At 43.0% G+C, this 25,307-nt stretch carries 23 protein-coding genes and 1 pseudogene; 7 read left to right on the top strand and 17 right to left on the bottom strand.

Annotated features, from left to right (window positions below):
* The first annotated feature begins 366 nt into the window (after window positions 1–366).
* Genes AC13CS_RS11475 through AC13CS_RS11465 form a run of 3 tightly spaced genes read left to right on the top strand, consistent with a single transcriptional unit; the run spans window position 367 to window position 1,762 of the window.
* Window positions 367–621 (top strand): hypothetical protein, encoded by a 255-nt coding sequence (locus tag AC13CS_RS11475; protein WP_482888755.1) that lies wholly within the window; start codon window positions 367–369, stop codon window positions 619–621.
* Window positions 621–881, top strand: coding sequence for a hypothetical protein (locus tag AC13CS_RS11470; protein WP_293167381.1), 261 nt, complete (start codon window positions 621–623; stop codon window positions 879–881). The genes AC13CS_RS11475 and AC13CS_RS11470 overlap by 1 nt, the downstream gene beginning before the upstream one ends.
* A complete protein-coding gene (locus AC13CS_RS11465) occupies window positions 818–1,762 on the top strand; it encodes a helix-turn-helix transcriptional regulator (RefSeq protein WP_293167383.1) in 945 nt (314 codons plus the stop codon). Before AC13CS_RS11470 ends, AC13CS_RS11465 begins: the two co-directional genes overlap by 64 nt.
* Before the next feature lie 108 nt (window positions 1,763–1,870).
* On the opposite strand, the gene AC13CS_RS11460 is transcribed toward AC13CS_RS11465, so the two are convergent.
* The 4 genes and pseudogenes from AC13CS_RS11460 to AC13CS_RS11445 form a co-directional block, all read right to left on the bottom strand.
* A complete protein-coding gene (locus AC13CS_RS11460; RefSeq protein ID WP_293167385.1) occupies window positions 1,871–2,023 on the bottom strand; it encodes a hypothetical protein in 153 nt (50 codons plus the stop codon).
* A 374-nt stretch (window positions 2,024–2,397) separates the two neighbouring features.
* Window positions 2,398–2,977, bottom strand: a pseudogene (locus tag AC13CS_RS11455) (SOS response-associated peptidase).
* 365 nt (window positions 2,978–3,342) lie between these two features.
* Window positions 3,343–5,007, bottom strand: a complete 1,665-nt coding sequence (locus tag AC13CS_RS11450) for a RagB/SusD family nutrient uptake outer membrane protein (RefSeq protein WP_293167958.1) — start codon at window positions 5,005–5,007, stop codon at window positions 3,343–3,345.
* An 11-nt stretch (window positions 5,008–5,018) separates the two neighbouring features.
* Window positions 5,019–8,168 carry a SusC/RagA family TonB-linked outer membrane protein gene (locus tag AC13CS_RS11445; RefSeq protein ID WP_482888754.1) on the bottom strand — a complete coding sequence of 1,050 codons (3,150 nt, stop codon included), beginning with the start codon at window positions 8,166–8,168 and terminating at the stop codon, window positions 5,019–5,021.
* A 566-nt stretch (window positions 8,169–8,734) separates the two neighbouring features.
* On the opposite strand from AC13CS_RS11445, the gene AC13CS_RS11440 reads away from it, so the two are divergent.
* Entirely contained in the window at window positions 8,735–8,872 is a 138-nt protein-coding gene (locus AC13CS_RS11440; protein WP_293167391.1) for a hypothetical protein, read from the top strand.
* Here the strand turns inward: AC13CS_RS11440 and AC13CS_RS11435 are convergent.
* The 13 genes from AC13CS_RS11435 to AC13CS_RS11375 form a co-directional block, all read right to left on the bottom strand.
* Window positions 8,869–9,249 (bottom strand): hypothetical protein, encoded by a 381-nt coding sequence (locus tag AC13CS_RS11435; RefSeq protein WP_293167393.1) that lies wholly within the window; start codon window positions 9,247–9,249, stop codon window positions 8,869–8,871. The two genes, AC13CS_RS11440 and AC13CS_RS11435, sit on opposite strands and share 4 nt — an antisense overlap.
* Window positions 9,250–9,363: 114 nt before the next feature.
* Window positions 9,364–9,822 (bottom strand): nuclear transport factor 2 family protein, encoded by a 459-nt coding sequence (locus AC13CS_RS11430; RefSeq protein ID WP_293167395.1) that lies wholly within the window; start codon window positions 9,820–9,822, stop codon window positions 9,364–9,366.
* A 13-nt stretch (window positions 9,823–9,835) separates the two neighbouring features.
* Window positions 9,836–11,818, bottom strand: coding sequence for a M13 family metallopeptidase (locus tag AC13CS_RS11425; RefSeq protein WP_293167397.1), 1,983 nt, complete (start codon window positions 11,816–11,818; stop codon window positions 9,836–9,838).
* 12 nt (window positions 11,819–11,830) lie between these two features.
* Complete coding sequence (locus AC13CS_RS11420; RefSeq protein WP_293167399.1) at window positions 11,831–12,337, bottom strand: DUF3575 domain-containing protein; 507 nt, start codon at window positions 12,335–12,337, stop codon at window positions 11,831–11,833.
* Window positions 12,338–12,382: 45 nt separating this feature from the next.
* On the bottom strand, window positions 12,383–12,820 hold the full coding sequence (locus AC13CS_RS11415; protein WP_293167401.1) for a nuclear transport factor 2 family protein: 438 nt from the start codon (window positions 12,818–12,820) through the stop codon (window positions 12,383–12,385).
* Between the two features lie 125 nt (window positions 12,821–12,945).
* Window positions 12,946–13,389, bottom strand: a complete 444-nt coding sequence (locus AC13CS_RS11410) for a nuclear transport factor 2 family protein (RefSeq protein ID WP_293167403.1) — start codon at window positions 13,387–13,389, stop codon at window positions 12,946–12,948.
* 94 nt (window positions 13,390–13,483) lie between these two features.
* Window positions 13,484–14,623 (bottom strand): trypsin-like serine protease, encoded by a 1,140-nt coding sequence (locus tag AC13CS_RS11405; RefSeq protein ID WP_293167405.1) that lies wholly within the window; start codon window positions 14,621–14,623, stop codon window positions 13,484–13,486.
* 292 nt (window positions 14,624–14,915) lie between these two features.
* Window positions 14,916–16,586 carry a serine hydrolase domain-containing protein gene (locus AC13CS_RS11400; RefSeq protein ID WP_293167407.1) on the bottom strand — a complete coding sequence of 557 codons (1,671 nt, stop codon included), beginning with the start codon at window positions 16,584–16,586 and terminating at the stop codon, window positions 14,916–14,918.
* A gap of 9 nt (window positions 16,587–16,595) precedes the next feature.
* Complete coding sequence (locus AC13CS_RS11395; RefSeq protein WP_293167409.1) at window positions 16,596–17,990, bottom strand: hypothetical protein; 1,395 nt, start codon at window positions 17,988–17,990, stop codon at window positions 16,596–16,598.
* A 153-nt stretch (window positions 17,991–18,143) separates the two neighbouring features.
* A complete protein-coding gene (locus AC13CS_RS11390; RefSeq protein WP_293167411.1) occupies window positions 18,144–19,022 on the bottom strand; it encodes a hypothetical protein in 879 nt (292 codons plus the stop codon).
* A gap of 119 nt (window positions 19,023–19,141) precedes the next feature.
* Window positions 19,142–20,011 (bottom strand): TraB/GumN family protein, encoded by an 870-nt coding sequence (locus AC13CS_RS11385; protein ID WP_293167413.1) that lies wholly within the window; start codon window positions 20,009–20,011, stop codon window positions 19,142–19,144.
* A gap of 48 nt (window positions 20,012–20,059) precedes the next feature.
* Entirely contained in the window at window positions 20,060–22,474 is a 2,415-nt protein-coding gene (locus AC13CS_RS11380) for an outer membrane beta-barrel protein (protein ID WP_293167415.1), read from the bottom strand.
* Window positions 22,475–22,495: 21 nt separating this feature from the next.
* On the bottom strand, window positions 22,496–22,678 hold the full coding sequence (locus AC13CS_RS11375; RefSeq protein WP_293167417.1) for a hypothetical protein: 183 nt from the start codon (window positions 22,676–22,678) through the stop codon (window positions 22,496–22,498).
* Between the two features lie 53 nt (window positions 22,679–22,731).
* Here AC13CS_RS11375 and AC13CS_RS11370 point away from each other — a divergent pair, with 53 nt between their 5' ends.
* The 3 genes from AC13CS_RS11370 to AC13CS_RS11360 all read left to right on the top strand — a co-directional run bounded on the left by AC13CS_RS11370 (window position 22,732) and on the right by AC13CS_RS11360 (window position 25,301).
* A complete protein-coding gene (locus tag AC13CS_RS11370; protein ID WP_293167419.1) occupies window positions 22,732–23,502 on the top strand; it encodes a LytR/AlgR family response regulator transcription factor in 771 nt (256 codons plus the stop codon).
* Window positions 23,502–24,587 (top strand): histidine kinase, encoded by a 1,086-nt coding sequence (locus AC13CS_RS11365; RefSeq protein ID WP_293167421.1) that lies wholly within the window; start codon window positions 23,502–23,504, stop codon window positions 24,585–24,587. The genes AC13CS_RS11370 and AC13CS_RS11365 overlap by 1 nt, the downstream gene beginning before the upstream one ends.
* 486 nt (window positions 24,588–25,073) lie before the next feature.
* A complete protein-coding gene (locus tag AC13CS_RS11360) occupies window positions 25,074–25,301 on the top strand; it encodes a hypothetical protein (protein ID WP_293167423.1) in 228 nt (75 codons plus the stop codon).
* The last annotated feature ends 6 nt before the right edge of the window (window positions 25,302–25,307 follow it).

The following is a 25,307-nucleotide window of genomic DNA, read 5'->3' as shown; positions in this document are numbered from 1 at the left end:
ACTATAGTACCTCCATCTTTGGGGAACAGTTATGGCTAAGCACTTGTGTGCATGATGGAAGTGCGATTTCCTTCGAAGATAGTGCAAATTGTGGGGTTTCACTTACAAAAATTTAAAAAAGCAGCTAGGACGATTTCAGGAAAGCCACCCGTCCTTTTCGGGAAATCACCGAACAAGCCCTTGCACGGATGCTGGATTTGCCCCTAGTTTTACAGCGAATTCAAACCTTAACACCTCCGTACCATCGGCGGTCAGCAAGGTTCAGGTTGCCCGGGTGAGCATGGACCGATCTAATAATCGGTAACTTAAAAACTCATCAAAATATAAAAACTTGTTTGTATTACCAGTATCGCTCTATGGATGACCATGGGGTGTACACCCGATAATGTATATGACGATTATCCTAAATCAGATAATACAATAGCCTTCCCTTCAAAACAACAGCGGCCACTGCAACCCACGGCCCATGAAAATGACTCGGTCATCGAAGATGAGGACTGGGACCTGTCGATTCCCAACGCTGTTGGGAACCCACAGACCGTTTTGCGACACATGCCCGATCCCGATTTTGATTCCATCGTTCCCGTGCCCGAGACCGAACCCTTTAGCCTGGAAAACTGATGGAACCCCGTGACCGTGCACAACGAAAATGGCAGCTCCTTTGGCCCATTGCCCTAATGTCCGTCAATCTATGGGCCATTTGGATTGTCATTGAACTGTTCGGTTACGATCAACTGGTGGATCATTTCAATCCGGAAGGCATCACCAAACGTGTTCATCCCGGAAAACCGGCCCGGCTCTTGTTCATCAGTGTGCTGTGCAACCTTTTCCCAACGCTCAGCACATTGTTTTCGAAGCTCATGGATATCGGGGAACGCTGATTCTTTTGGAACGGTCCGATAGCCATGAAAAGCAACAGATAGCGGGGCTGGTTATCCTTTTTATCGAGGAGAGCGAGCAAGTAGGTACGGTACAAACCCATTTTGACAGGCTGCACGCCCTGCTGTTCCTAATCAAAAAAGGGCGGATCCAAATAGTAATCGAGCAAGTCGCACATAGGCTATATCCCGGCCGACTCCTTTTACTGCCCCGAGGGAGGAATTGGTTCCTCCGGCCATCCCTTTCCCCCATTGAAATGGGCATTGTTGGCCTTGATTCACAACAGATCCATGCAGATACCAACAGGGCATTGCCCATAAGGCTATTTCAGCATTGGGAGCGACAGCCCCAAACCCTGGACCTCAAAACCAAAGAACTGCATTGGTTGTTGAAACTACTCAAGATCCTCAAGGCCAAGATCTATCCGACCACTCCTTCCCCTGCCCATGGGATTGTCCTGCGGTACGGGCTTTACATGCTATTGTGGGAACTGGACCGTTTGGTCCAAAAAGAGAATCCTTTGACATCGATCATACCTACCACCGGACATTTTTTGGTATTGCAATTTATGGAATTGCTCACCCGCCATTATAGCTCGCAGCACCAGGTAGGTTTTTATGCCAAGCGTCTTCGGGTAACACCGGACCACCTCTCCAGGGTCATCAAAAAGAATACGGGCCGTACGGCCAAGGATCATATCCAGCAGCTCTTGATGGAAGATGCCAAAGTACTTTTGCACGGCCCGAGATCCATCAAGGAAATTGCCCATTTGCTCGGGTTCAACACCGCCTATGCCTTCAGTAAGTTCTTTAAGCGCAATGCATCCGTATCCCCGACTTCCTACCGTGAACAACAGCTGAAGCGCCCAAATGACCGAAGATAATAGCAAAAGAGGTGGGTCGATTAATTTCGGTAAAGCCTAGTTTTGGTCCCAATGATCAATCCACGTCCCCCAACTGCAAACATTGTGACAGTATGGGAAACTGTGCATTTAGGCGATCAGATCATCGAGAAAGGCGATATAGGCCTTCACCTTCACATAAAAATCCTCGACCCCGTAAATCCCGGTACAAAGATGTTGCTTTTCACGCTTGGCATACTCCACCATGGTGGCCCCATCACTGAACTTGATATAGTGCTGCATCAAGAGCAAATTGAAATCATCGGAAGCCTGGATCCGATGGGCGAATTTATAGGGAGATCCATACCGTGTACAAGGTTCTTCCTATTTCTAACAATTCATAATTACAGAAAGCCCAAAGCGTCCAGATAGATATCTTCCAAATACTTGTCCATTTTCTTTCCATGGACGAACACCCCCATGCTTAGGACAGACTCCTGTATCGGGCAGAGTTCCAATTCGATAAAAAACCGATCAATAGCGTACAACTGAAATTAACAATCAATGGACCTAAAGGAAGTCACATAGACTCCCTCGTCCCCCAGGGCCTCCCATTGTTCCTCCTTGGACAGTTCCAAATAATCGTATATCCGCATCAATAGGTCGTTTTAACATCGTCATAGGTCACAGGGGCCATTGTTGTCCACTGCATCCTTGCCCCTTAGTTTGCCAACGGTATGGGCCGCCAGTTCGGATTCGGGATACGGTCGGAGCAGTTCCTCCAATTGTTTTTGGTCCAGCTCGTCCCGGTAAGGTTCCAACCACGCATCCTCCAATCCATCGGGCAAGATCACCGGCATCCGTGGCCCTGCCATCTTGGGATTGTTATGGATCTCGGCCATCATGGGATTGCCTTCGGTGGTCACGATGGAAAAGGTATTGAGGATTTCCCCGGTTTCCGGGTCCGTCCATTCGTTCCAAAGTCCGGCCAGGGCCCATGGGCCGAAGGTCCTCACGGGAAATGTAATAGGGAACGGTCTCCTTGCCATGGTGGTGATGTTCGTAGAACCCATCGATATAGATAAGGCACCTTTTGCCCTTTGCCGATGACCTAAAGGAATTCTTCTCAAAAATGGTCTCACCGCGTGCATTGAGCGTCTTGTTCCAGATATCCTTTTTATCCTTTGCCCAAAAAGGCACCAGTCCCCATTGTGAGACTACTGTGAAGTTGGGACTTTCATTGGTATAAATGAACATCCTGGGATGCTGGAACCCGGTGACATGGAACAGTGGGAGATCGGTCTCCCTGGCCATTTTTTCACGGATTTCACGGATAGCATGTTCATCCGCATCCCGCATGGCTCGCTTTAGCTGGGTTTCCAGTTGGGCATTGACATCGTAGCACATAATCGAGGTTGTCTAAAACTGCTGACCTTAAAGTAGTGAATCCAGAGAAAAAGAACAAGTGGCTGTCTTGTTAAAGCTTTTAATATTCCAAGCAGGAGTTGCAGAGAGCGGATTCAATGACCATCACTTACAAAAAAGATATGACGAACTGGGTTGATTCAACAAAAAACCCTCCAGAAATAGGAGGGCTTTACTACATTAACTAAACTCAAAAATTAATTCTGATCGGAGGGTGATAAGTTGGGGTTGGCATCCAATTCCGCTTGAGGAATCTTAAAGATCCAATCTTCGTTCACCGATGGACGTTCCACTTGGTAGGCCTCTTGGTAAAGTACGGCCGAAGCTCCAGAACCACCATCAGCAGCATGGTCGATTCCCTCATCCCATCTAATCTTGTCGGTGTATCCAAAGCCTTCGCCCCACAACTCCAATCGTCTCTGGAACTTGATATGCTCCATCATGGACTCTTGGGTGTTGTAGATGGTGACGTCATAAGCGCTGTCACGCTCCTCTCCCAATGGTCTCAATGCTTCCTGTGCACCAGAAATGTCGTTCATCATGGCCTTTGCCTCAGCCTCGATGAGATACATTTCGGAAGTACGCATGTAAATGATATCATCGGGGTCAATGGATCCTGGGTTTGCATTCCTTAATTTAAATTGCATGTAAGGGTGCTGGTTAAAGGCATCATTAATACCAAAGGCCGCATTTACCTCTGCCCTTCTGGCGTTATACCCTTGCAAATCATTGGCATAATTGGGATCCCTTGGCAGACCGGTAGTGGGGTCAAGCCCTCCCTGGTTGTTGGATGCGGAACTGTTGGTGTTCGGTGCATCTATGATGAACATATCCTTCCTATAGTCCGTAGCCGGAGCGGCATCGATTATCCTTCTATCGGCAATCTTTGGATTGTTCCTGTTCTGGCTACCATTGAAGTTGTTACTGATCAAATAAAAGTAGGAACGGAAGAAGGTCGTCTCAGCAGCAATCACATTGCTTCCCCAGATCACCTCGGAAAGGTTATTCGTGTTAAAGCCTGATTTCCAATCGTCCTCGCCCATCAAAGGAAAGCCCTGACGTGCCATAACGGCGGCATCGGCAGCTGTTTGCCAATCCCCCTTGGATAACGCCGTACGGGCCAAAAGACCATAGGCAACGTTGATGTTCAACTGGGATTTGGTTTCGGCGCCTCCACTCGGTCTTCCTGAACCTTCCTCGAAACGGTCAATGGCAGCGGCTAGATCAGCCTCGATTTGGTCATAGATTTCCTGAACCGTAGATCTTGGCTCACTGGTAAAGGGAGATTCTGAAGAGAACAACAATGGTACACCTGGGTCGCTTGCCGGATTCCCGATCAAGTAACCCTTGGCATAATGCTGTACCAAGGAAAGGTAGGCATAGGCACGATAAGTGTAGGCCTGTCCCAAAATCTCGTTCAACTGTGGCGACTCCACCAAGGTACCGTCAGTTCCCCTGTTGATCAACAGGTTGGCCCCCAAGATGATGTTGTACCTATGGTACCACAACAACTCGCAGGTCAATGAAGTCTGGTCGGTGTGGGAGTTCCACTGCATCTCCGTTCTCCAACCCAAGTTATTGGCATTGGCGGAGTGGATCAAACCTCCAGAAAGGTTGTCTCCCAGTGGCACCCAGTAGTGGTTGTTTGCCCGTTGCGTGTCCCCGCCGGGGAATATGGTCTGTGATTGTGAGTACAGTCCACGGTGCAGCCCGTTCAAGATCAGCTGCATGTTGTCCTCGTTGGCCAACGCATCGGAGGCAGAAATGGCATCCGTGGGCGTTGTTTCCAAAAAGTCGTCGTCGCATGAAATTATGGCGATCCCTAGGAAAGCCAGTAACAGTATATTTATTTTTCTTAACATCATTTATTTTTTTAAAAAGTTACGTTCAGCCCCAATGAGATGATACGTGCAGGGTTAAAGTCGTTACCTGCGCCTGTACCCGCCAAGTTGAACTGTGGGTTGAGTCCTTTTCGTTCACTCTTTGTATAAAGGTTTTCACCGGTAAGGGAAACTCTCAACTGGTCAAGGCCGAGTTGGTTGGCAATCTTGCTGTCGAATGTGTAGCCCAAGTTCACGTTACGCAATGCCCAGAAAGAGGCATCCGTCAAGAAACGATCGGACTGTGTCCGTACCAGGTTAGGGTTACCGTTTTCCATACGGGGAACATCGGTGATGTCACCAGGTTGTCTCCATGCCCTTAAAATGTCAGGGTGCAAGGAGCTACCATAGTTTCCGCTGTGCATCATGGCCGAGTAGGCATTGTCCAATACGCTACCGCCGATACCGTAGTTGATCAAGAAATCAAAGGAAAATCCTTTGTAGCTGATGCTGTTGGCGATGGATCCCAATAGGTCGGGGATGGAGCTATCACCCGTGTAGGCACGCTCGGTGTCCTGCCAATCGTTGGTGGTGGCGATCTCACCATTGGCATCCAACACGGGAACACTGTTTCCGTTGTCGTCCAATTCATACTGAAGGAACAATTGGTCCCCGGTTTCCGAATCTACACCTGCAGTCCTCAAAATATAGAAATCAAACCTGGAACGTCCCACGTCCCAACGCTTGGAATCGTTGACAAAAGGATCGGGAAGACTGGTGATCTCGTTCTTGAAGGTCGATGCCTGCAAGGTTACGTTCCATCTAAAATCAGGCTTGTCGAACAAGTTGGCCGTCAATGCCATTTCCCAACCGGAGTTGTACATGTCACCCACGTTGACAGGGACTACGTTCAGACCATTACTTGGTGCAATGGGCAGCAGGTAGAGCAAATCAGAAGAGTTTCTTTTATAGTATTCCACAGAACCGTCCAAGAAGTTGTTGAAAAGCGTGAACTCCAGGGCCACATCAAAGTTCTCGATAGTCTCCCATTGTAAATCAGAATTACCTATATCGGTATAAATAATTGCTGGGTCCGCTGCATTGGAAGTGATGGAGAATCGTGGCTGGGACAGGAAGAAATCATCAAAGAAAACCCCACCGACGGTTTGTCCCAAAGCATCGTTCCCTACCTCACCATAAGAGGCCCTCAATTTCAATTGGTTGACCACTTCAGAGCCTTTTAAGAAGTTTTCTTGATCGATTCTCCAAGAGCCACCAACCGAATAGAAGGTACCCCAACGGGTATCTGCATCAAATACGGAGGAACCGTCACGTCGGACGGAACCGCTGATGTAGTATTTGTTCTTGTAGTTATAGTTGACCCTTGAGAAATAACCTTCGATACTCCTTCTGGTAGAAGCACCTGCCAAGTCCGTAATGTTCGAGAAATTGTCGAACTCAAAGATACCATTGGCCGCTTGGACCGTCTTAAAACCACTGTTTTCGGTATAGGTTCTATCAAAGCTTTCGTGACCTGCGGTAATGTCGAGGTTGTGGTCTCCAAAGCTCTTTACATAGGTAAGGATCTGGTTGAAGTTCTCTACCTGTCTCCTGCTTCGTTCCTCACTATACCTACCGTCAGGCTGTGCATCACCGATAACGGCATTTTCATACTCCTTTTCAAGACCTTCATTGATATCCCTACCATAGTTCAATCGTATACTAAGACCGTCAAGGATCTCTTGTTCCACAAAGAAACGGAAGCCATAGGTGTTGTCCCTATCACGCTCATCGTTCAGCAAAAGCTCCTGAAGTGCATGACGACCTTGATTCACCGGTCTAGAACCGATGTTATATTCCGGGAACCCTTCACCGCTATCGAAGACAGGGTTTCCTTGTACGTCCCTTACAATATTTCCTTGAAGGTCGTTGACGTAAACGGGATAGATGGAACCCATGCCTTTTGCAAAACCAAAGGGATTGGCAATATTTCCTGAACCTGCAGCACTAGGCGCCACCGCTTCGGTAATGGCTATGTTAGCACTACCTCCAATGGTAAGCTTGTCGTTCACATCAAACTCCGCGTTCAAACGGGTGGTCAAGCGATCAAAACTGGAATTTACCACATAACTTTCCTCATCCAGATAGGAAGCGGAGAAGAATACTTTGTGGTCGTCCCCACCACCGGAAACGTTGACATTGTAGTTCTGGCGTACGCCCGTCCTGGACAGTACATCGTACCAATTAAGGCTGTTGTAGATGACGCTTGCATTGGGATTCAATTGTCCGTCCGTACCCACAATCTGGTCATTGGGCACATTGAACGGGTTGTAGCCCAAGGCATTGTATATGTTGGCCGAGGCAAAAGCGGGGTCACCACCTCCGGCACTTGAATTCTTCAAAGCCTCCCACATGGTCTCATAATACTCGCCAGGGGAAAGTTCTGGATAAAAAGGAATGGACGTATCCACCAAACCGTACTGCATGGAGGCATTCACCTGGATGCCGCCTTTTCTACCGCTTTTGGTCGTGATGGTCACCACACCGTTCGCTGCACGGGAACCGTACAGGGAGGTGGAAGCGGCATCCTTTAGGATGGTGAAGGATTCGATATCCTCTTGGTTGATGGTGTTCAGCGCACCTTCGTACTGTACCCCGTCCACAATGAACAAGGGATCGGTGTCTCCGTTCAATGTACCCACACCGCGGATTACAATGCCGGGAGAGGAACCAGGACCGGTTGCAGAGGTAAACTGCACCCCCGTGGCTCGCCCTTCGATGGCGGCAATAGGAGAGGTCACATTCCTAATGGACAGCTCCTCCGCCCCAACGACACTGGCAGAACCCGTAAAAGCTTCTTTGGTACTGGTACCGTAAGCGGTAACGATTACCTCTTCCAGCGCCTGGGCATCCTCTTCCATTTGTACATTGATTGTGGAGGAAGCCCCTACCGTTCTTTCGACGGTCTGCTGCCCTAGATAACTAAAGCGCAATACATCACCCGTACTTACCGTAATGGAATAGTTACCGTCAAAATCGGTCTGTGTACCCGTGGTGGTCCCTACAACAACCACGGAAACCCCTGGCAGGGGCTGATTCGAGGTGTCGGTCACTTGACCGGACACTGTTTTTTCCTGTGCCTGTAAACCCAATGACAAGAAAAGGGCCATGATGGACACATAGCATCGAATTTTGAATTTCATGAATCTAGTTTTTTGTTAACATTAGTTTTGAATTAGTCCAATTGAAAAGGGTGGGCAAGAGATTTCGTCTTATGTGGCTAATTCAAAAAATCAATCAATGAGAACAAAGCTTTATGGTTTTATAATTATTGTTCGTTTAAGATTGAAGACTTACTCTCCGCCCAGCCCTAATGCAATTGCTGACAACGAATCTAAATGAAGCATCCCGGTAGCTCGACATAATGATTTGAACGTCTTTATTTTTGCATGGAACGGCTTTGTAAATGAAGCCTACAAAACCGTACTTCTTGAATTGGAGGCTATTTTTTGGAACAGCTAGGTATTTGATTGTTCCCGTGTAACAACCCTAGCATCCAACTTGATTACCCTTGACCCATCATGTGATGAAGGACAACTGTTTTCTATTGTATTCTAACCTGCTATGTTATAAGGGCTATCGATTCAAACAAAAGCTTTTTGGAAGTCTATAATGCTTAGTGCAGTTCAAAGCATAATGTTGTAGAGCCGACATATTTCCATAGCATCCTGCAAGCTTTCAAGTGCAGGCTCTTTTTAATTTGCTTGAAATGAAAGGGATTTCAGGTTTGGGCAAGGTCGATGCAAAGCAGGTTTCCCATGCGCTATCGGATCCCTCTCCATTATGGGCATCAACATCCATAGAGTATACAAATGCCCCATATTTCTCTATACGCTTCAGTTCCTAGCTGCCTTGAAAGTCCTTAAAGTGTTTTTTGTCCGTGACCCATTTCCAAACAGATTTTCGGAAATCACCAAGGTTCCAGCTCACGCGCATGGTGGTTTCATCAATAATCTCAATGACGATGAAACCATCCATTTGATTATGGCCTACCGGGATATCGGTCCAGGTCAAGTAAAGATTGGACCCTTTTATTCTACCATGCCCTATACGGCACCATTTTTCACCTAAGGAAATGTTTTGACCTCGTTTGTTCATACCCAACCAAAATACTTGGTTTTCCTGCACTTGAATCCAAAATGGGTTTTCTTGGTTCGAGGTCCATAAACCTGACCTTATATTTTTCCGCTCTGTTTGGTTCATGATTGTTTCGCTATTATCCATTAAAATGGGTTGTCACTATCTTGATATGCAAATGAGTGTTTCCATAGCGGCCATGTGTTATCGTTTTGGCTTCTCTTTGTTACGAATGGCCTGGAGCCTTCCATGCGAAAATCCTCAACTGGAATGATCCGTGAGAATGGCCCATTTTCCATTTTCTCTTTGCATCACCACCGAAAACCATCCCTGCACTGGTTTACCACGTTCCTTAAATTCCAAATTGAATCTTCCAGTGACAAAGCAGAGCTTCCTTGAAAGTTTTCTAAAGTTGAACTGATCAAAACGCAGCTGTCCCATACGATCTTTGGGAAAGTACCTTTGGTAATTGGATAGGATATGGTCATAGCCAAAAGTAACGCCTCCCGAAGAAATGGTCTGAATCCGATCAGTTTTGGAATACGCTTCCATATAACAGACCAAATCTTGATTGTTCCAGCATTCTTCCTGATATTTAAAATTCATCAGGATTTGCGCCTTTGCTTTTTGATCTATTGCATCATACTTTTTTTCCATTCCTTGTGCACCCAGATACTCAGTGAACAGCAGCAACAAACTAACTACAATTAATTTTCTCATCTTATTCCAAGTATTACCAAATTGTGATTAATTCGTTGCGACGCATCTGACTGCCCTCTGGGATATTAAAGGCTTTGATAAAAGGTCCAAAATTTGACAATGGACCATTGGTCCTATAGTATCCAGGGGAATGCGTATCTGTTTTCACCTGGTTTTCCAAGGTCTCGTCGCGATATTTAACCCTCCACATATTGGCATAGGCCACAAAAAAACGTTGTTCATCGCTTAAGCCGTCAATTTGCTTTGCGCCTATTTTAGCTTGGTTGATCTTCATCGCTTCAAAAGCAATGGCCAGACCTCCCAAATCCCCAATATTCTCGCCAAGGGTCAATGCCCCATTTACGGAAATGGAATCCAATACGATGTACGCATTGTACTGCTCCACAATTTTTTTTGCCCTGGCTTCAAACTTTTCCCTGTCTTCTGGCTCCCACCAAGAGGATAGGTTGCCATCAGCATCGTACAGGCTTCCGCGATCGTCAAAACCATGGGTAATCTCATGACCAATAATGACACCTATGGATCCATAATTGGAAGCATCATCCAGATTGGGATTAAAAAAAGGTGGGTTTAGAATTCCAGCAGGAAACACAATCTCATTATGCGATGAGGAATAATAGGCATTAACGGTGGGCGGCGTCATACTCCAATCGTTCGGGTTAACGGGTTTCCCGACCCTGTTCAAGAAACGAACATTATCATATTCATTGATTCGCATTACATTCCCAAAGTAGTCGTCTGCCCTAACATCAACTGCTGTATAATCCAGCCATTCATCGGGGTAGCCCACCTTTACGCCCATTTTATCCAATTTGTGGTGCGCCTGTACTTTGGTTTTATCCGACATCCAGGTATATCCTTTCATACGATGATGAAAGGCTTTTTTTAAATTACCGATCAAGCTTAGCATTTCATCTTTACTCTCTTGCGGAAAATATCGCTCTACATACAATTTACCCAAGGGTTGGCCGAGATGGTTGTCCACAGCCGTTTGGGCCACTCGCCATCGAGGCAATTGTTCTTTTGTTCCCTGCAATGTCATCCCATAAAAGGCAAAGCTTCTATCTCTCACTTGTTTATTTAAAAGGCTGGTGGTACCTCTAATCAATTTCCATTGCATATAGGTTTTCCAATCCGCTATGGAAAAATCCTTGAGCATTCTATCAAGCATGGCGAAGTATTCAGGCTGCGACACAATCACATACTCCATGTTTTCCGATAATCCCAATCCTTTAAAAAACCCGTTCCAATCGATATGAAAGGTCAACTGGTTCAATTCTTCCAAGGTCTTTTTATTGTAACGCCTTTCAGAGTCGCGTTGCTCTACCGGGTTCCGATGGATACGTGCCATTAAGGTCTCCATCTCCAAAATCATTTTTGCAGCTTTGCCTTCTTCTCCCGAGTGGAGCCCCACCAGCTGGAACATGTCTGCGATCAAGGACACGTATTGCTCCCTAAATTCCTGGTATTGTTTGTTGTCTTCAATATAATATGCCCTATTCCCCAAACTCAAACCTGATTGCCCCAAGTGTAGAATATACTTGGAACTATTTTTATCATCCAAGCCAGAATATACACTTAGAGGCGCCGGTATGCCATAGAGGTAAAATTGCGCTGTCAGGTTCATGTATCCCTCAATGGTCTTTACCGTATCGATTTGTTCCAAAAAGGGTTGTAAAGGTGCCAAACCCTTCTGTTCAATCTGTACGGTATCCATGCAGCTGGTATACAGATCGGCAACCAATTGCTCCGTACTTCCCTTTTTATGGTCTTCCCGTAATGATAGCTCTTGGAAAATCCCTTTAATTCGTTCCTGATTTTCAAAATAGACTTCGTGAAAACTACCCCAATACCCATATGCCGCTGGAATTTCGGTGGAATCAATCCATTGTTGGTTCACATAGGAATAGAAATCGTTGTATGGACTCCTTTCGTTTTGGGCCTTCATGTGCAATGAAAGACCCATCATTAGTATGGTGAATATCTTTATCTTCATCTCGAAACTATTTTAAAATTGATATCCTATCGTTATCCCGAGATTGGGGAAAAAATCAATGCCCCCAATATCCAATTTGACATCGCTTTCCACTCGAAGCGTTCCCAAGCCGAGACTTGCACCAAGAACAATACCATTGCCAAAAATGTGCTGGTAGCCTCCCACGGCCCCAATGGAGGATAGATTGGTGTTCAAATCACCCTCATTTTTGTCATCCACATTCAAGAAGGTGTAATAGGGGCCCAAATGAAAACCACGCATCAATCCATCCCTCTTGGAAAGGTAATAGCGAGCTTCGGCATAATAGCCTATCCCAGTGGATTTGGAGTCATTGCTCCCGACCCTAGTAGGGATACTGGAATAGCCTATCTGACCCACAAGGGAAATACGTTCCCCAAGGGCCCTCTCGTACTGGAGTCCGGAATTCCCTAAATAGAATCCGGCCTTTACCATGTTTTGCTGCGCATACAGCCCTGTTGAGAACAGGGCCAGCGCACTACCAGCAATCAATTTCTTCATGATGTTCGTTTTTTGGTGTTTGTTTTTTGATTTTGATTTTTGATTTTAATTGATGATTCTTCCCTCAGATACTTTGGATACAATCCACCAACGCCCATTTTCGAGCTTCAGTAGATTGATATGATCCAACCAGGCAACGATGCCCTCCAAGGTGACCGTCGCCCTACAATACGCGGAATTATTGAAAACTTGTATCTCGTTTATTTCTGAACTGATGGATAGCTTGGACCAGTTGGCATCAAAAAATGAAAAAAGTCCCGATCTATCCACATGGGTAAGTTGATTTCGCCAAGGATCTTTCCAACTTAAACGGAAATCCTGATGAAATACTTCCTTCAAAACGGTGGAATCTCCTATTGCATACCCTTCAAAATAGCGCTCTACAATCTTTTGGATATGGGATTGGACAGTATGGCTCTCCTGAGCCAAACCCCAAAAAGAAACTGCTACTGCCAATACTGTTGTGATAATCAACTTTGTCATATCTATGGTTTTTGGTTTATAAAGTCCTATGCCTTTTTATAGATAATGTTCAGTATAAGTATACCAATTATGGCATCTCCCCTTATGGCATCCAGTTTGAAATGTTCTTTTAGCTTTTACCATGTTTAATCCCAAACAAATTTCCAGTTTCCGTCCTGTTGCCTTTTCCAAACCGTATGGAACACACCTTTAACCTCTACCGAGGTTCCTGAGGAATCAGGATAGGCAAATGTGTAATACCCATAAGAATAGCCTAAATCGCCAGAATTGGATACATCGATATATTCTGGCTTCCAGGCCAATTCCTTTGAGTCTTGGTTTTGCATGAATTCGACAATGGCTTCCCTCCCACTTATAATTTGATTCCCACGCATTAGAACTGCATCATTAGCAGCATACGCTGCAAAGGCTTTGTTCATTCCATACTCGTTGGCCATTTTTGCAAAAGCGGCCTCTGCATCTACAATTTCTTGTTTCCATTTATCGATCTTCACTTCTTCGCTATTAGTACTTTTACAGGAGTGACCTATGGAAAGTAGCATCATGATAAGGTAGAATTGTTTTTTCATGGTCTCTATTTTGAACCTTTAATGGTAATTGCCTTGTTTTTACTATTGGGATTTGATCTGCGATAGTGTTATTTATTTTAAAAATTATTGCCCCTCAATTGGATGGTTTTGCATTAATCTGATTATTACCAAGAGGACGGCCAAATAATTCTTCAAACTTTTTTATTGCTTGATCTTTTATTTTTGTTGGCATTGTCTTATCTCCAACCCGTAATTCATATTTGTCAAGCTTAAAACCGCCTACCTTATTTACATCATTAAAACCAGAAACATTTTCTATATATTTTCTGAAAACTATAATAGGGTTATTAACATCAATAATATCATCTGTTGAAGATGTTTTGACCATTTGTAACTCTTTCAATACTTTTTCTCCATATTTCATGATTTCAACCTTTGATGCCTTCTTTCCGTCAATTTCTAAATAGTACGACCCATCCACTCTCTTTATTGAAACAATTTCTTTCCCATCCATATTTGTTTTATAGTAATCTTCTCCTTTAATTGTTGACTCAATCCAATCCGCAAAAAAACTAACATTGGGATAGTAATTTCTAGCCCCGTAACGTCCCTGATTCTGGCTATTTTCAATTAATTCGAAAGAACTTACACCTGCCAACACCAATACGTCATTTTCTTTTATATAAGCTGGACCTCCACTATCGCCAGGCCCAGGGATTCCCTCCAACTTGGTTGCCTTACCACTATCTGGTGGGTCAAACACAAAAGAGATGAAGTGGTCTTTTAAGCTATCCAAGGTATTTGTTGCTGCTCTAATTTTTTTATCCTGTAGTATAGGGCCGGTTTTTCCGTTCCCCATATCACCGTTTCCTGCCAAATACAATATGCTTCCAATTTTAGGTGACTTCTTGATACATTTAACAGGTGCAACGCCTTTTACTTTTTGATTGAGTTTAATCAGCCCAAGATCTTTCTTTTCAAAAAGATCGTCAGTTGGCTTTTGAGGGTATAATACTACTTCCTCCACCTTGAACTCGGCACCATTAATTGCGACAATGCTTCCAGGTTTTTGATTGTCCGCAATATGGCGGGCCGTAAGTACCCATTGTTCATCAATTAAAGTACCATTACCATCTTCAAATACGGCAAGTGACTCAAAACCTCTTCTACCGTAAACAATATACTCTTCATCCTTAGTATCGTGTCTTGTAACAATAAACGAACTACACATGATAACTAATGCCGCAATTAATAAACAATGTTTTGACTTCATTTAAAATGTCACATTTAAGTCCTTACCCCTTCCGCCAATGCTTTTTTATTCAAAATTTTTAAGTTGCTAAGGTTGTAATTGACAGGTTATCAATAAAAATTACTATCATACAATATTTCAACCTATTCCCTATCTTGGTCAATAATCAGACCTCTATAGCTATCTCTTAAATAGTGGGTATTGTGAAAACATGAATGTTATATAATGAAATATTTTTTCCATCGTACTTTTTTACTATCGTTTTACTAAGCTCTCTACATGTTTGAGAGTAATCGTTTACCACGGCAAACCATCAAAGTTTCGTAAAAGAATCTATTTCTTCACCTCTGACAATAGTTCTTATACCGGTTATTATATTTTCACTATTTCTTTCAAAATGAATTTGAAAATAACGTTCCCCATCAACAAAAAATGTATCGTTTTCCAATAACAAAAATTGTATTCGATTTTTTGGGGAGAACTCCATATGCAACCCATTATCATTTGCTCTAATTATAGCAATAATGTCTTCTCCCCTTTTTGTTTTTCTATTGCTCAGATACTTACCTTCATAAATTGCCAGTGTATTTTTATCGATTGCTTTTGCTACATTACTGTCCTTTTCCGATGCTTTGATTTTTTTAGCTTCGCTTTGGGCTTTCCCATCCTGTATAAATCTGAATCCAGTGATTACATCATTGCTTTTGGTGAATTTTAAATTAATATTTGGGTCAGAAAAATGATGGTACAGGCCATCCTTTATGGGAATAAACCTCAAATCATCGTTGACCCATATATCTTGGGCAAAACCTTTTTTAAATTCGATTTGCTGTCCCTTATTATTTCCAGAAGTAAATTCATAATCCCCTATAACCTCATTTACTTGATCGGCGGTTAAGGTTTTCGGCATTTCAGGAACTACATTGGCTAGGATATCACCTAAAATTCTTGAAATATAGCCTGCCCCAAATTCATAATTTGCCAAAACAATTAATGTGATATCCTTATCGGGATAGTATTGCATATACGAACTGAACCCAGGAAACAAACCGTCATGCCCGTAAGATTCCATATTGCCATAGTCGTACTTTTTGATTCCATAACCGTAATTACTGGAATCAGAGGGTAACATAGTTTTTAAACTTTTGGGCTTTATGAAATTACCACTGTGCAGGGCCCTTGAGAATTTGAACAAGTCTTTAGCAGTACCGTGATTTCCCCCTGCAGGATTGCCTTTAGTATGCAGCATAAGCATACTATTTATCAATTCACCATTGGGCGTTGGTTCATAATTATCTAATTGTGTATAACCCGAAGCCAAATTGTTTGTTAATTTATTTACCTCATAAAAGCCAGTATTAGACATCTCCAAGTGGTTAAATACTTCTTCTTGAATAAAATCATAATATGATTTATTGGCAACCACCTCTATTACCCGACCTAACAAAAAATATCCAACATTCGAATAGTTAAATTCGCCTGGAGGAAAACTGAGAGGCTCATTTTCATAGCCTTCATTAAACTCATTAACTAATTTATAATGTGAGATATCAGCAGTAGCATTTTCCAAGTCTCTCATAATGCCTGAAGTGTGTGTAAGCAACTGATGTATGGTTATCGACTTTGCCACTTCTTTATTAGGATAATCAGAAATAATATCTGCAATAGTGTTTTCATATTTTAATTTTCCCTGCTCGACCAGTTTAATTATCCCCACGGCAGTAAAAATTTTGGTGATGGATCCCAAATTGAACTTAGTGTCGATTGAATTTGGAGCCTTCCATTCTTTACTCGCATGTCCATAGGCTTGATTATAAACAATACTGTCACCCTTAGCCAATAATACAACACCACTGAAGTAGCCTGTATTTGAGTATGCCTCCACAATGGAATTGAATAGATTAATAGTATTGCCATTATTATTTTGTCCCTGACAAAATTGGTAGGCTAAAAGAAAAATGATGATTAATTTAAAAGATTTCATAGGTCTTATTTAATGAACAGGGTTCCAAATGGGTTCCACCTTCACACTTTCCTGATTATAGGCTTCGAACCCTTCCAATGCATCGCTACAATTATAGTCATACCTAAATTCAGCTACTCCTAGTTCCTCATTATTGACCATTTCCTTTTCGGAATCCATATAACGTAACGCTACCATTCTACCCTTTTCATCAAAAACCTTTTCTTCAATGGCATAGCCATACCATCCATTGACCAATTCACCCTCGAGGTTTCTGAAGGAGGTTCTTATAAGCTCCGACTTAGCATCACATTCTACTAAGATCCTATGTATCCGGTTTGCTCCAAATCCAATGGGTTGCTCCGTTTTATCATAATAAGCGGTCGCCTGGACATGCTTTCCATCAGGGGTATAGTGCGTTTTCTCTATGCCCAGACCATTTTTTGTATCTACAGGATTGTTGAACTCCCCCACAAACCTTCTGTCCACCACGTTTCCAAAGGCATCAAATTGATATAGGACACCGTGAACGCCCCAAGGGGTACTCATGGGATTATTTTTTTCATCGAAAAAGAAAGCCTTTTGTTCCGTAGCGTATGGCGAGGGTTCGTATCGGATTTTAGCGATACCGGTCATGCCCTTCACCAATTGGTCTTCTGTATCATAATTGGCCCATTCCACCAATCTCCCAAGACTGTCATATTTTACCTCAATATGGGCCGCCCCCGCATCATCGACCGTGATATGTTGCCCATCCAAACCTAAATGGGTCATTCGCTCAAGCATACCCGTATCATCAAACCTAAAACGCGTGACCATAAATTGAAATTCAGGGCGATTGCGCACCAAATTCCCTTCCAGATCAAATCGTGATTCCACAATCTGATTTGCACTTTCCACTTTCCAATGATAGGATGCTATGCCAAAATCATTTGCAACGGGTTCGTCGTTCAACCCTAAAAAGGTCAAGCTTTTTCGCCGGTTATGCGCATCCTTGACAATTAAAGTGCTATATACATTTCCAGCAACCAGGGTACGATGACCGTATTCGTTGAAAAAGGTCCGTATTTCCAAACTATCCTGATATGTAATAATGATCTTGGATGCACGGACAAAGCGATCTGCGTAGGGAAGCAATTGGTCATTCAGCATATACCTCACTTCTACCAATCTATTCTTAGAATCGTAATCAAGTTCAAAATGTTTCAAATTGTCCACATCCTTTCTATTCACGATTCCAGCGCCTCTCATATCCGCAAAGGGAGTTTCACGGAACACCATGCCCATAGCGTATATTGTAGTTTTGTCTTCCAATGGAATGCCCCCCAAATAACCAAAATGATAATTACCTTCCATAGCCATTGTGGCTTTTGCTCCCATCCATTGTACGGCTATCAAAGTCGCTATTATCGTAAGATGTTTCATAGGACATCGCTGAATTTATAGGTTAAATTAGCTCCTCCCCATTCAAAATTTTACTGTTTTGAAGTAATTGAATTCAGTTTTGATGTGAACTTACCTTTATCTGAATTCAATGGAAATATTGTAATTACCCGTCGTGGTAGTATAGCAATGGTGCTATTCTTGGGTCCAAACCGATACTTTTCCCAAATCGGTCAGCATCACAAGGTTGGGGCGTATGGTCGTTTTGGACCTGTCTTCGGTAAAGCCATTCTTGAAATCCATATACGAAGCAAAAAGCAATGGATTTCCATCGACAAAAGCGACCCAATGGGGTACCCAAGGGGGCGCCAATTGATCCAAAAGCCTTCTTTTACCAGTGTTATCAATCAAATCAAACGACCTATTGCCCCAATAAGCCAATAACAAAGTACCGTCCATGTAGGCCGCATCGAATATTTGGTTCCTGTTCAAGGGCATATTCTGCCTTACCTTTTGTAATAGCCCCTTCCACTCCTTCATTATACTTCCACTATGATCGGTTAACCAAATCATGTCATTTCCAATAAGCAATATGTTTTCACCCACCGGTCTCATTTTGACCAATTTCGAAGGAAATTCAAAATATGGGGTCGGCTTTCCTCCGGGTATAAGAACATATATCTTGGGATAGCTCACAAAGACCAATTTGGAGTCGGATAGCATCTGAAACCCTCCCTCCCCTATGCGCCATGTATCCACAAACCAGTCCCAAATAACCCTTGGGGATTCCAAGTCCAGGGAGGTCTTCCATACCCTGGCCATAAAAGTGTCCGTACTGTACTGATGCCTACGTTCCATAATATAAATGGACTCCTCTGTTGCATGCATAAAAAAATCGCTGGCTTCGAATTCGGATCGTAACCACAATTCCGGTTCCGATGACCCATCCCATAACATAATACTGGCATGGTGATCAATATCGCCCACTGGTGAAACATAGGACCAAAGCACACAATCGTTTTTGGTCACTATCATGTTCCCGTTAGGGTGTGCCGTCACTTGGACAGTGATCATACAATATAGTATACCTAAAAATATCGCTTTCATGCCTTTTGGCTTAAAGATTTGAATCAAGTTCACTACCCCTTACAGCCTGGGTTTTCTTTACCCCGAGAAGAAAGGGTATTATTTAGTCAGGACTGTATGGAGGGAAGGACCGTTACCAAAAAACCCTTTTCCCTTAATTGCGCTATCAACCCGCACTTAAATCGCAAATGGCTTAAGCCTACGGCTACAAAACAGTTTTTCCGCAACAAAAGTTCGGGTAGGGTTTCCATCCACCTACTGTTCCTATCGGTCAACATCACGGCGTTTTTGCAATCAGCTTCTAGCTGGAAGTCGAATTGTTGATTTTTGTATACATTGACCTCCTCACAGTTAACAGTAGCGGTTTCATTTCGTAATCGATAAACAATGGCGGCCAAGCGTCTTTTATGTATCCTTCGTGGCATCCCCGCTAAGTCCTTTGCCATAATATCCAACTGTTCCGCCACGCTTTCCAGTCCGATCAAGGCTTTTCCGTTCGTTTTGGCCAGAGCACCTACATACCCGTCCAAGCTTAGGTCGGGATCGACATCCGAACGGGTCTTACATTTTTTGATGTTATAAATTCTGTATAGGGTGGCATGGAGTTCTGCAGGAAGCATTTTCTCAAAGTCCACAGGACTTTTACTTAGCAAGTTCCTGACATAGGCGAGATCATCTTTATCCAAATAGCTTTTCCAACTGGTTCGCTTTGGACGAACATTGATAATATCCTCGGAATTCTTGCCTGGAATGTCTAGGCTTTCCAATACGACCGTTTCTGCCGTAAGCAACTTTGTTTTAGCCACAGAAAGTGTATCGAAAAAGGATTTACTAAAGGCATGGTGGGTCCCAAACAAATAAGACACCTTGTCACTATTGGGATGTTTGACCTCAAAAAGAAGGGTGCCAAATTCCTGTGCACGCAGCGGGTGCAACAGTCCTACTATCAAAACCATACCTATCCATATCCGTTTCATAGTTACCCCAAGTTAAGATTTATGGTTACAAATTAGGCAAACTTTCCTTTATCCATTGTTTTCAGTTTGCCTGGCCCTGTTCAGCTCATCCTGTATCTCTGATTGACGCCTTCGTTGTGGTTGTACGGTCTGCTTGCCAAAGCGCCATGTAAACGATAGGGTCGCATATCGTGTATCCCTATAACTGGTAAAGGAATCGTCCAGATTCCCAAATTGGGTCCGGCCTGTTGGATACTGATTCCAAAAAATATCATTAAAGTTAAAGCGGAGAGTAGCTTTGTCCTTTAAAATGTTCTTTTGAATTCCCAAGGAAAAGGCGGAAATTGTCTCTGCCCTGGTTATGGTCCCGTAATGGGGGAAAAGATAAAAGGCATTCACCTGCAATCGATACCCCTTTCCAAGGTCAAAATTATGATTGGTGTTCATGCTGACTATGGGATTATTGCGATTAAAATTAAATCCATTGATTTCCCCATCAAAATCCCGAATGGATGCGTTGACGTTCCAATTGCTCCTCCACCAATGGAAAAAGGTGACCGGAAAACTGGCCACTAACGAATAATCCCTTAATTTATCAATATTGATGGGCTTTACCACAACGACTTCCTCATCACCATTTCTAATAATGGCCATGTTCAAATTATCCGAGGTATATCCCATGTTCAACGCCACATAGTACCGTTGTGCGAAGGTATAGTTAAGCTCGGTAATCCACGTGAACTGTGGTTGCAAAAAGGGATTTCCCTCCCTGTAGGTATTGGTGTTTACAAAAGTCCTGAACGGATTGAGCTGTCCATAACTCGGTCTGTCGATACGTCGTCCAAAGGAAGCCCCCAAGGCATGTTTTTCATTAAAGGTATAATTGTACGAAGCCGTTGGAAAAAGGTTGACATAGTCATTTTCGAAAACGGTTTGTGTAGTAACTTGGTTCCCTTGTATAAAGGTGCTTTCGGCACGTAAGCCAATCTGGGCATTCCATTTCTCCTTGTTGGTGTTAAGACTGACATAAGCAGCATAAATGGCCTCATCATAAATAAAACGGTTGCTCAAATTCGTATTTGGAACCAGGACCCCATTGCGATCGTTCACATAGCGCAAATCGTTATCGGACTTGACCCAGGTGTTTTTCCATCCAGCTTCCAAACGATTGCCCTTATCCAAGGGCAATACATAATCCAAGGTGAGCCCTGTTAGGTTTAAAAAACCGTCCACATCACCCAAAAGAATTTCTTGGGCGGTGGTTCCCCTATCAAAAAACTCAAAATCGGAAACAAACCATTGGTCGGAACCATTGTTGTACCTGGCGTGGTCAAAATTAAAATCGATACTGGATTTGCCCTTAAACGTGTGCCGAGCATTGAAATTGGTCGTAAACTGGTTCCATTTCGATGTAATGTCGGTGGTCGTTAGCTCTTCGGAAATCGGTTGCCTGTCCACATCGTACCCGAGTACATGGCTGGTGGATTGATTTTCATTGACACTCGTCAAGCCAGAAAATAGGATACCAAAAGTAGTTCGGTCACCGGCATTGAAATCCATGCCCAATCTGGCGTTATGGTTCTTCATGGGGAGCTCAAAATCATTCTGTAGGTCATAATAGGCCATTGGTTCATCCCCTTCAAGAAATACCCTGTCAATTACAATTTCCTGATATCGGTTCATGGTGGCAAAGGAGTATTGTCCAAAAACATTGAAATTTTCGTTTCTATGGTTAAAATCCAAACTATTGCTCCAACGGACAAACCTACCGTGTCCGGGGCTAAGGGTGATGCTTCCGTTAGTGCCGTACAACTTTCCCTTCTTGGTCACGATGTTGATGATCCCAGCGTTACCTTGGGCCTCATATTTAACGGAAGGATTGCTGATAATCTCAATTTTTTCTATATTCGAAGAAGGAAGGCTTCGAAGCAAATTGGCCAATTGTTCGCCTTGCAAGCGCGTATCCTTATCATCTATATAGATCCTGACCCCGGAACGACCGCTCAGGGAAATATTATCGTCTTGGTCAACAATGATACCCGGTGATTTTTCGAGCACCTCCAAAGTGGTCCCCCCGGCACTGACAATACTGTTCTGTACATTTACGACCAGTTTGTCCTGTTCTCGCTGAACAAACGGTTTCTCTGCGACTACGGCCACTTCGTCCAACGCTTCGGCCTTGGCTTCCAGATAAATGGTCTCCAAATCCAATTTTTCAATAGTTGAAATCTGTTTGGTCTTGAAGCCTACATAGGAGATGGTTAAAAAACAGTCGCCGTGATTTGGCAATTCCAATTCAAAACGTCCCTCCATGTCCGTAATAGCACCCTTTACCAAGGTGGAATCCATTTTTAGCTGAGCAACAATATTTGCAAAAGCGATCGGATTATCCTCTAGGTCCACCACGATACCTTCGATAGGCTGTTGAGCATAACCAAAAATGGTACTGATAAGAAATAGGGGCATTACAATAGACCTGCACATAGTGTAAACGATTTTGATGAATTAGCCATAAAAGAGCACAGGGTACATTAGGACCCCAGATGTTGTGATTTTTTCGTTGAATCTGAACGAAGCTAAAAGAAGAATGACCGTTTTTTTGTACAATGATTTGAACGGATCCCTGATCGCATTGAACGCCTTTAATTGTGATGCCAATACCTTAATATTGATTTTTACTCCTTCCAAACAGTGTCCGACTTAACTTCTTATTTGCTAAATTCACCTAAAATCCATGCGGCATGGCCTTTAAAACAATTATAATAGACGATGAGTTGCTGGCCCGAAAACGAATTTTGGAACTCTTTGAGGATAGAGGTGAATTCACTATTATCGCAGAATGCCCCAATGGAGAGGATGCCATCAATAAAGTGAACCAACTGTCCCCTGATGTCATTTTTTTGGACATAGAACTCAAGGACATGACCGGGTTCGACGTACTCAAAAACATCCACCCAAAAAAAATGCCCATCGTTATTTTTGCCACCGCATATGATCGATATGCTGTGGATGCCTTTAATAATTATGCCTTGGATTTTTTGTTAAAACCATTTAAGAACAAACGCTTTCATGAGACCCTGGAACGCATCCTCGAACGAATGAAACATTTGGACTACGAGGAGCGGATGCGGGAATTTTTGAACGGTCTGGAGGTCAAACCAGGACTGAACAATACCTCCAATTCAGGAAAATTTCCAATCAAACAAAACAACAGGACCATCTTGCTCAACACAGGCCAAATCAAGTATGTTTGTGCCTCTAGCTATTACGCAGAGATTTACATTGGTGAAAAAAAATACGTGATTCGCGACTCCCTTAAAAACTTGCTCCCCCAATTGGGACAGCCCCAATTCTTAAGAATACACCGATCTACCATAATCAATATTGATTATATCATGGAATTGGTACACTCGGATTACAACGAAATTGATATCCGTATGAACGACCAGCGGCTTTTTAGAATCAGTAAATCCTACCGAAAGGAAACATTGACCAAATTAGGAGTATTGTAATGTTGAAATCACTGAAAAAATATATCGAACCACGTTTGCTAAAGTATTTGGTGCTGTTTTACACCTTTATTGCCTTGGTGGATTTTTCCAGAAGCTTTTACTATTTGTATCAAGGCCCGGGAAAGGTGGTGGACGACTTGCCCGGTTTAATGCTTGTCAGTGCCTTTGACTGGTTGCTGGTCCTGCTTTTTATGGGCAGTGTGGCCACACTCACCAAATACTTCCTTGTCAAGAACATGTCTTGGCGCACCATCATCCCCATACATGTCATGCTCTCCGCCGTACAAAGTTACTTAACGGGGTTTATATCGCCCCTGTTATTGGATTACGATTTGATCAATAGCGATTACAACTTTTTTGAAAAGGTCACCCACACTTTTTTCTTTAACGTGACCACCAATATATTGCTATACTGTGCGATGCTGCTGATTGTATATAGCTATTTTTATTTGCGTCAGATCAGAAGTCAGGAATTGGAAAAGAAGGTATTGGAAAACAATTTGATCAAGTTGAAACTAAAAACACTTGAAAACCAATTAAATCCTCATTTTCTGTTCAATACCCTCAATAGTATTTCGAGTTTGATCAAAAGGGAGCCGGATACGGCGCAAGACATGATTGCCGATGTCAGCTATCTATTGCGCAAGTTTTTGGAAATCGACAGTCAGAACCTGATATCGATTCAGGAGGAACTGGAAATTTTAGAGCATTATGTCAATATTTTAAAACAGCGTTTTCAAGAGGATTTGATCATTACCCAAAGGGTAGAAAAATCCACCCATCATATCAAAATCCCTAGACTATTGATCCAATCCATTATTGAAAACTCTATCAAACATGGGTTTTCTCCGAAAAATAAAAAGCTTTTAATTGACCTTACTATAGAAGAAAAAGAAAATACCTTGATCATCAGTGTCGAAAACAATGGTAAAAAACTTCCAAAATACCCTATCTATTCGGATAGTGGTATTGGTATTATCAACATGAAAGAACGTTTGCAAGCACTCTATCAGGATAGGTACAAATTCGATATTACCAACTCCAACCATGGCGTAAGAACAGAAATTTATATTGAACTCACCTAAGGAAATTCAAATAATCTGTACCCTCCAATAGCATTTTTGCCGCTCCATTTTTATGGAAAGAAAACAGTGGACCTTGCTCCATAAAACGATCGACCAAACTCGTTAGCTAGATTGGCTCACTTATTCCAGGAAGACCCGGTACAAGACTGGAAACACCGGACATGGTATACCACCTTCGCCGGATAGAATTGAGCACCCTCAAGACTAACGCAAAAGCCTGATCTTAAAATCACTAAATCCAAAAATTAGGTGGCTCTTATTTTCCGTTTTGGTGGTCTCAACCATCCGGCTCATCCAGGAAGTCTCGGGTGAAGTAACTGCCTATGAGTTCAAATGGAACCCAAAAGTAAAAGTAAAAATTCCAAAATCATTTACCGAAACCTATCGCTCAAATGTTAAAGTAATCAATAGTAGTAATTTCAGAGATTTTTTGATGTAGTTTCCTATTCAAATTTTTCTTGTACTCGTTTGTTATTGAAAGGTAAGTTGTATTTACTATTTGTACCATATTCCTTTATCGGACACCCCAATCTTGGACAGCGAAGTGTTCAAAGAACTGAGGACATCCTGCACATACAACTCTCCGATAACGTAAAGGCAGGTCACATCGATCCAGCGTCCAGCAATGACTATGTCAAAGGAGGTATGGGCGACAAAAAAGTCAGATCCCAATACGAGATCTATGATTACCTAAAATCAAGATCCGTACTTTAATGGGTG

It is taken from the genome of Flagellimonas sp. B-3 (assembly GCF_056857835.1).
Note: the sequence above shows the minus strand (reverse complement) of the source record. Positions and strands in the feature narration are given on the sequence as shown.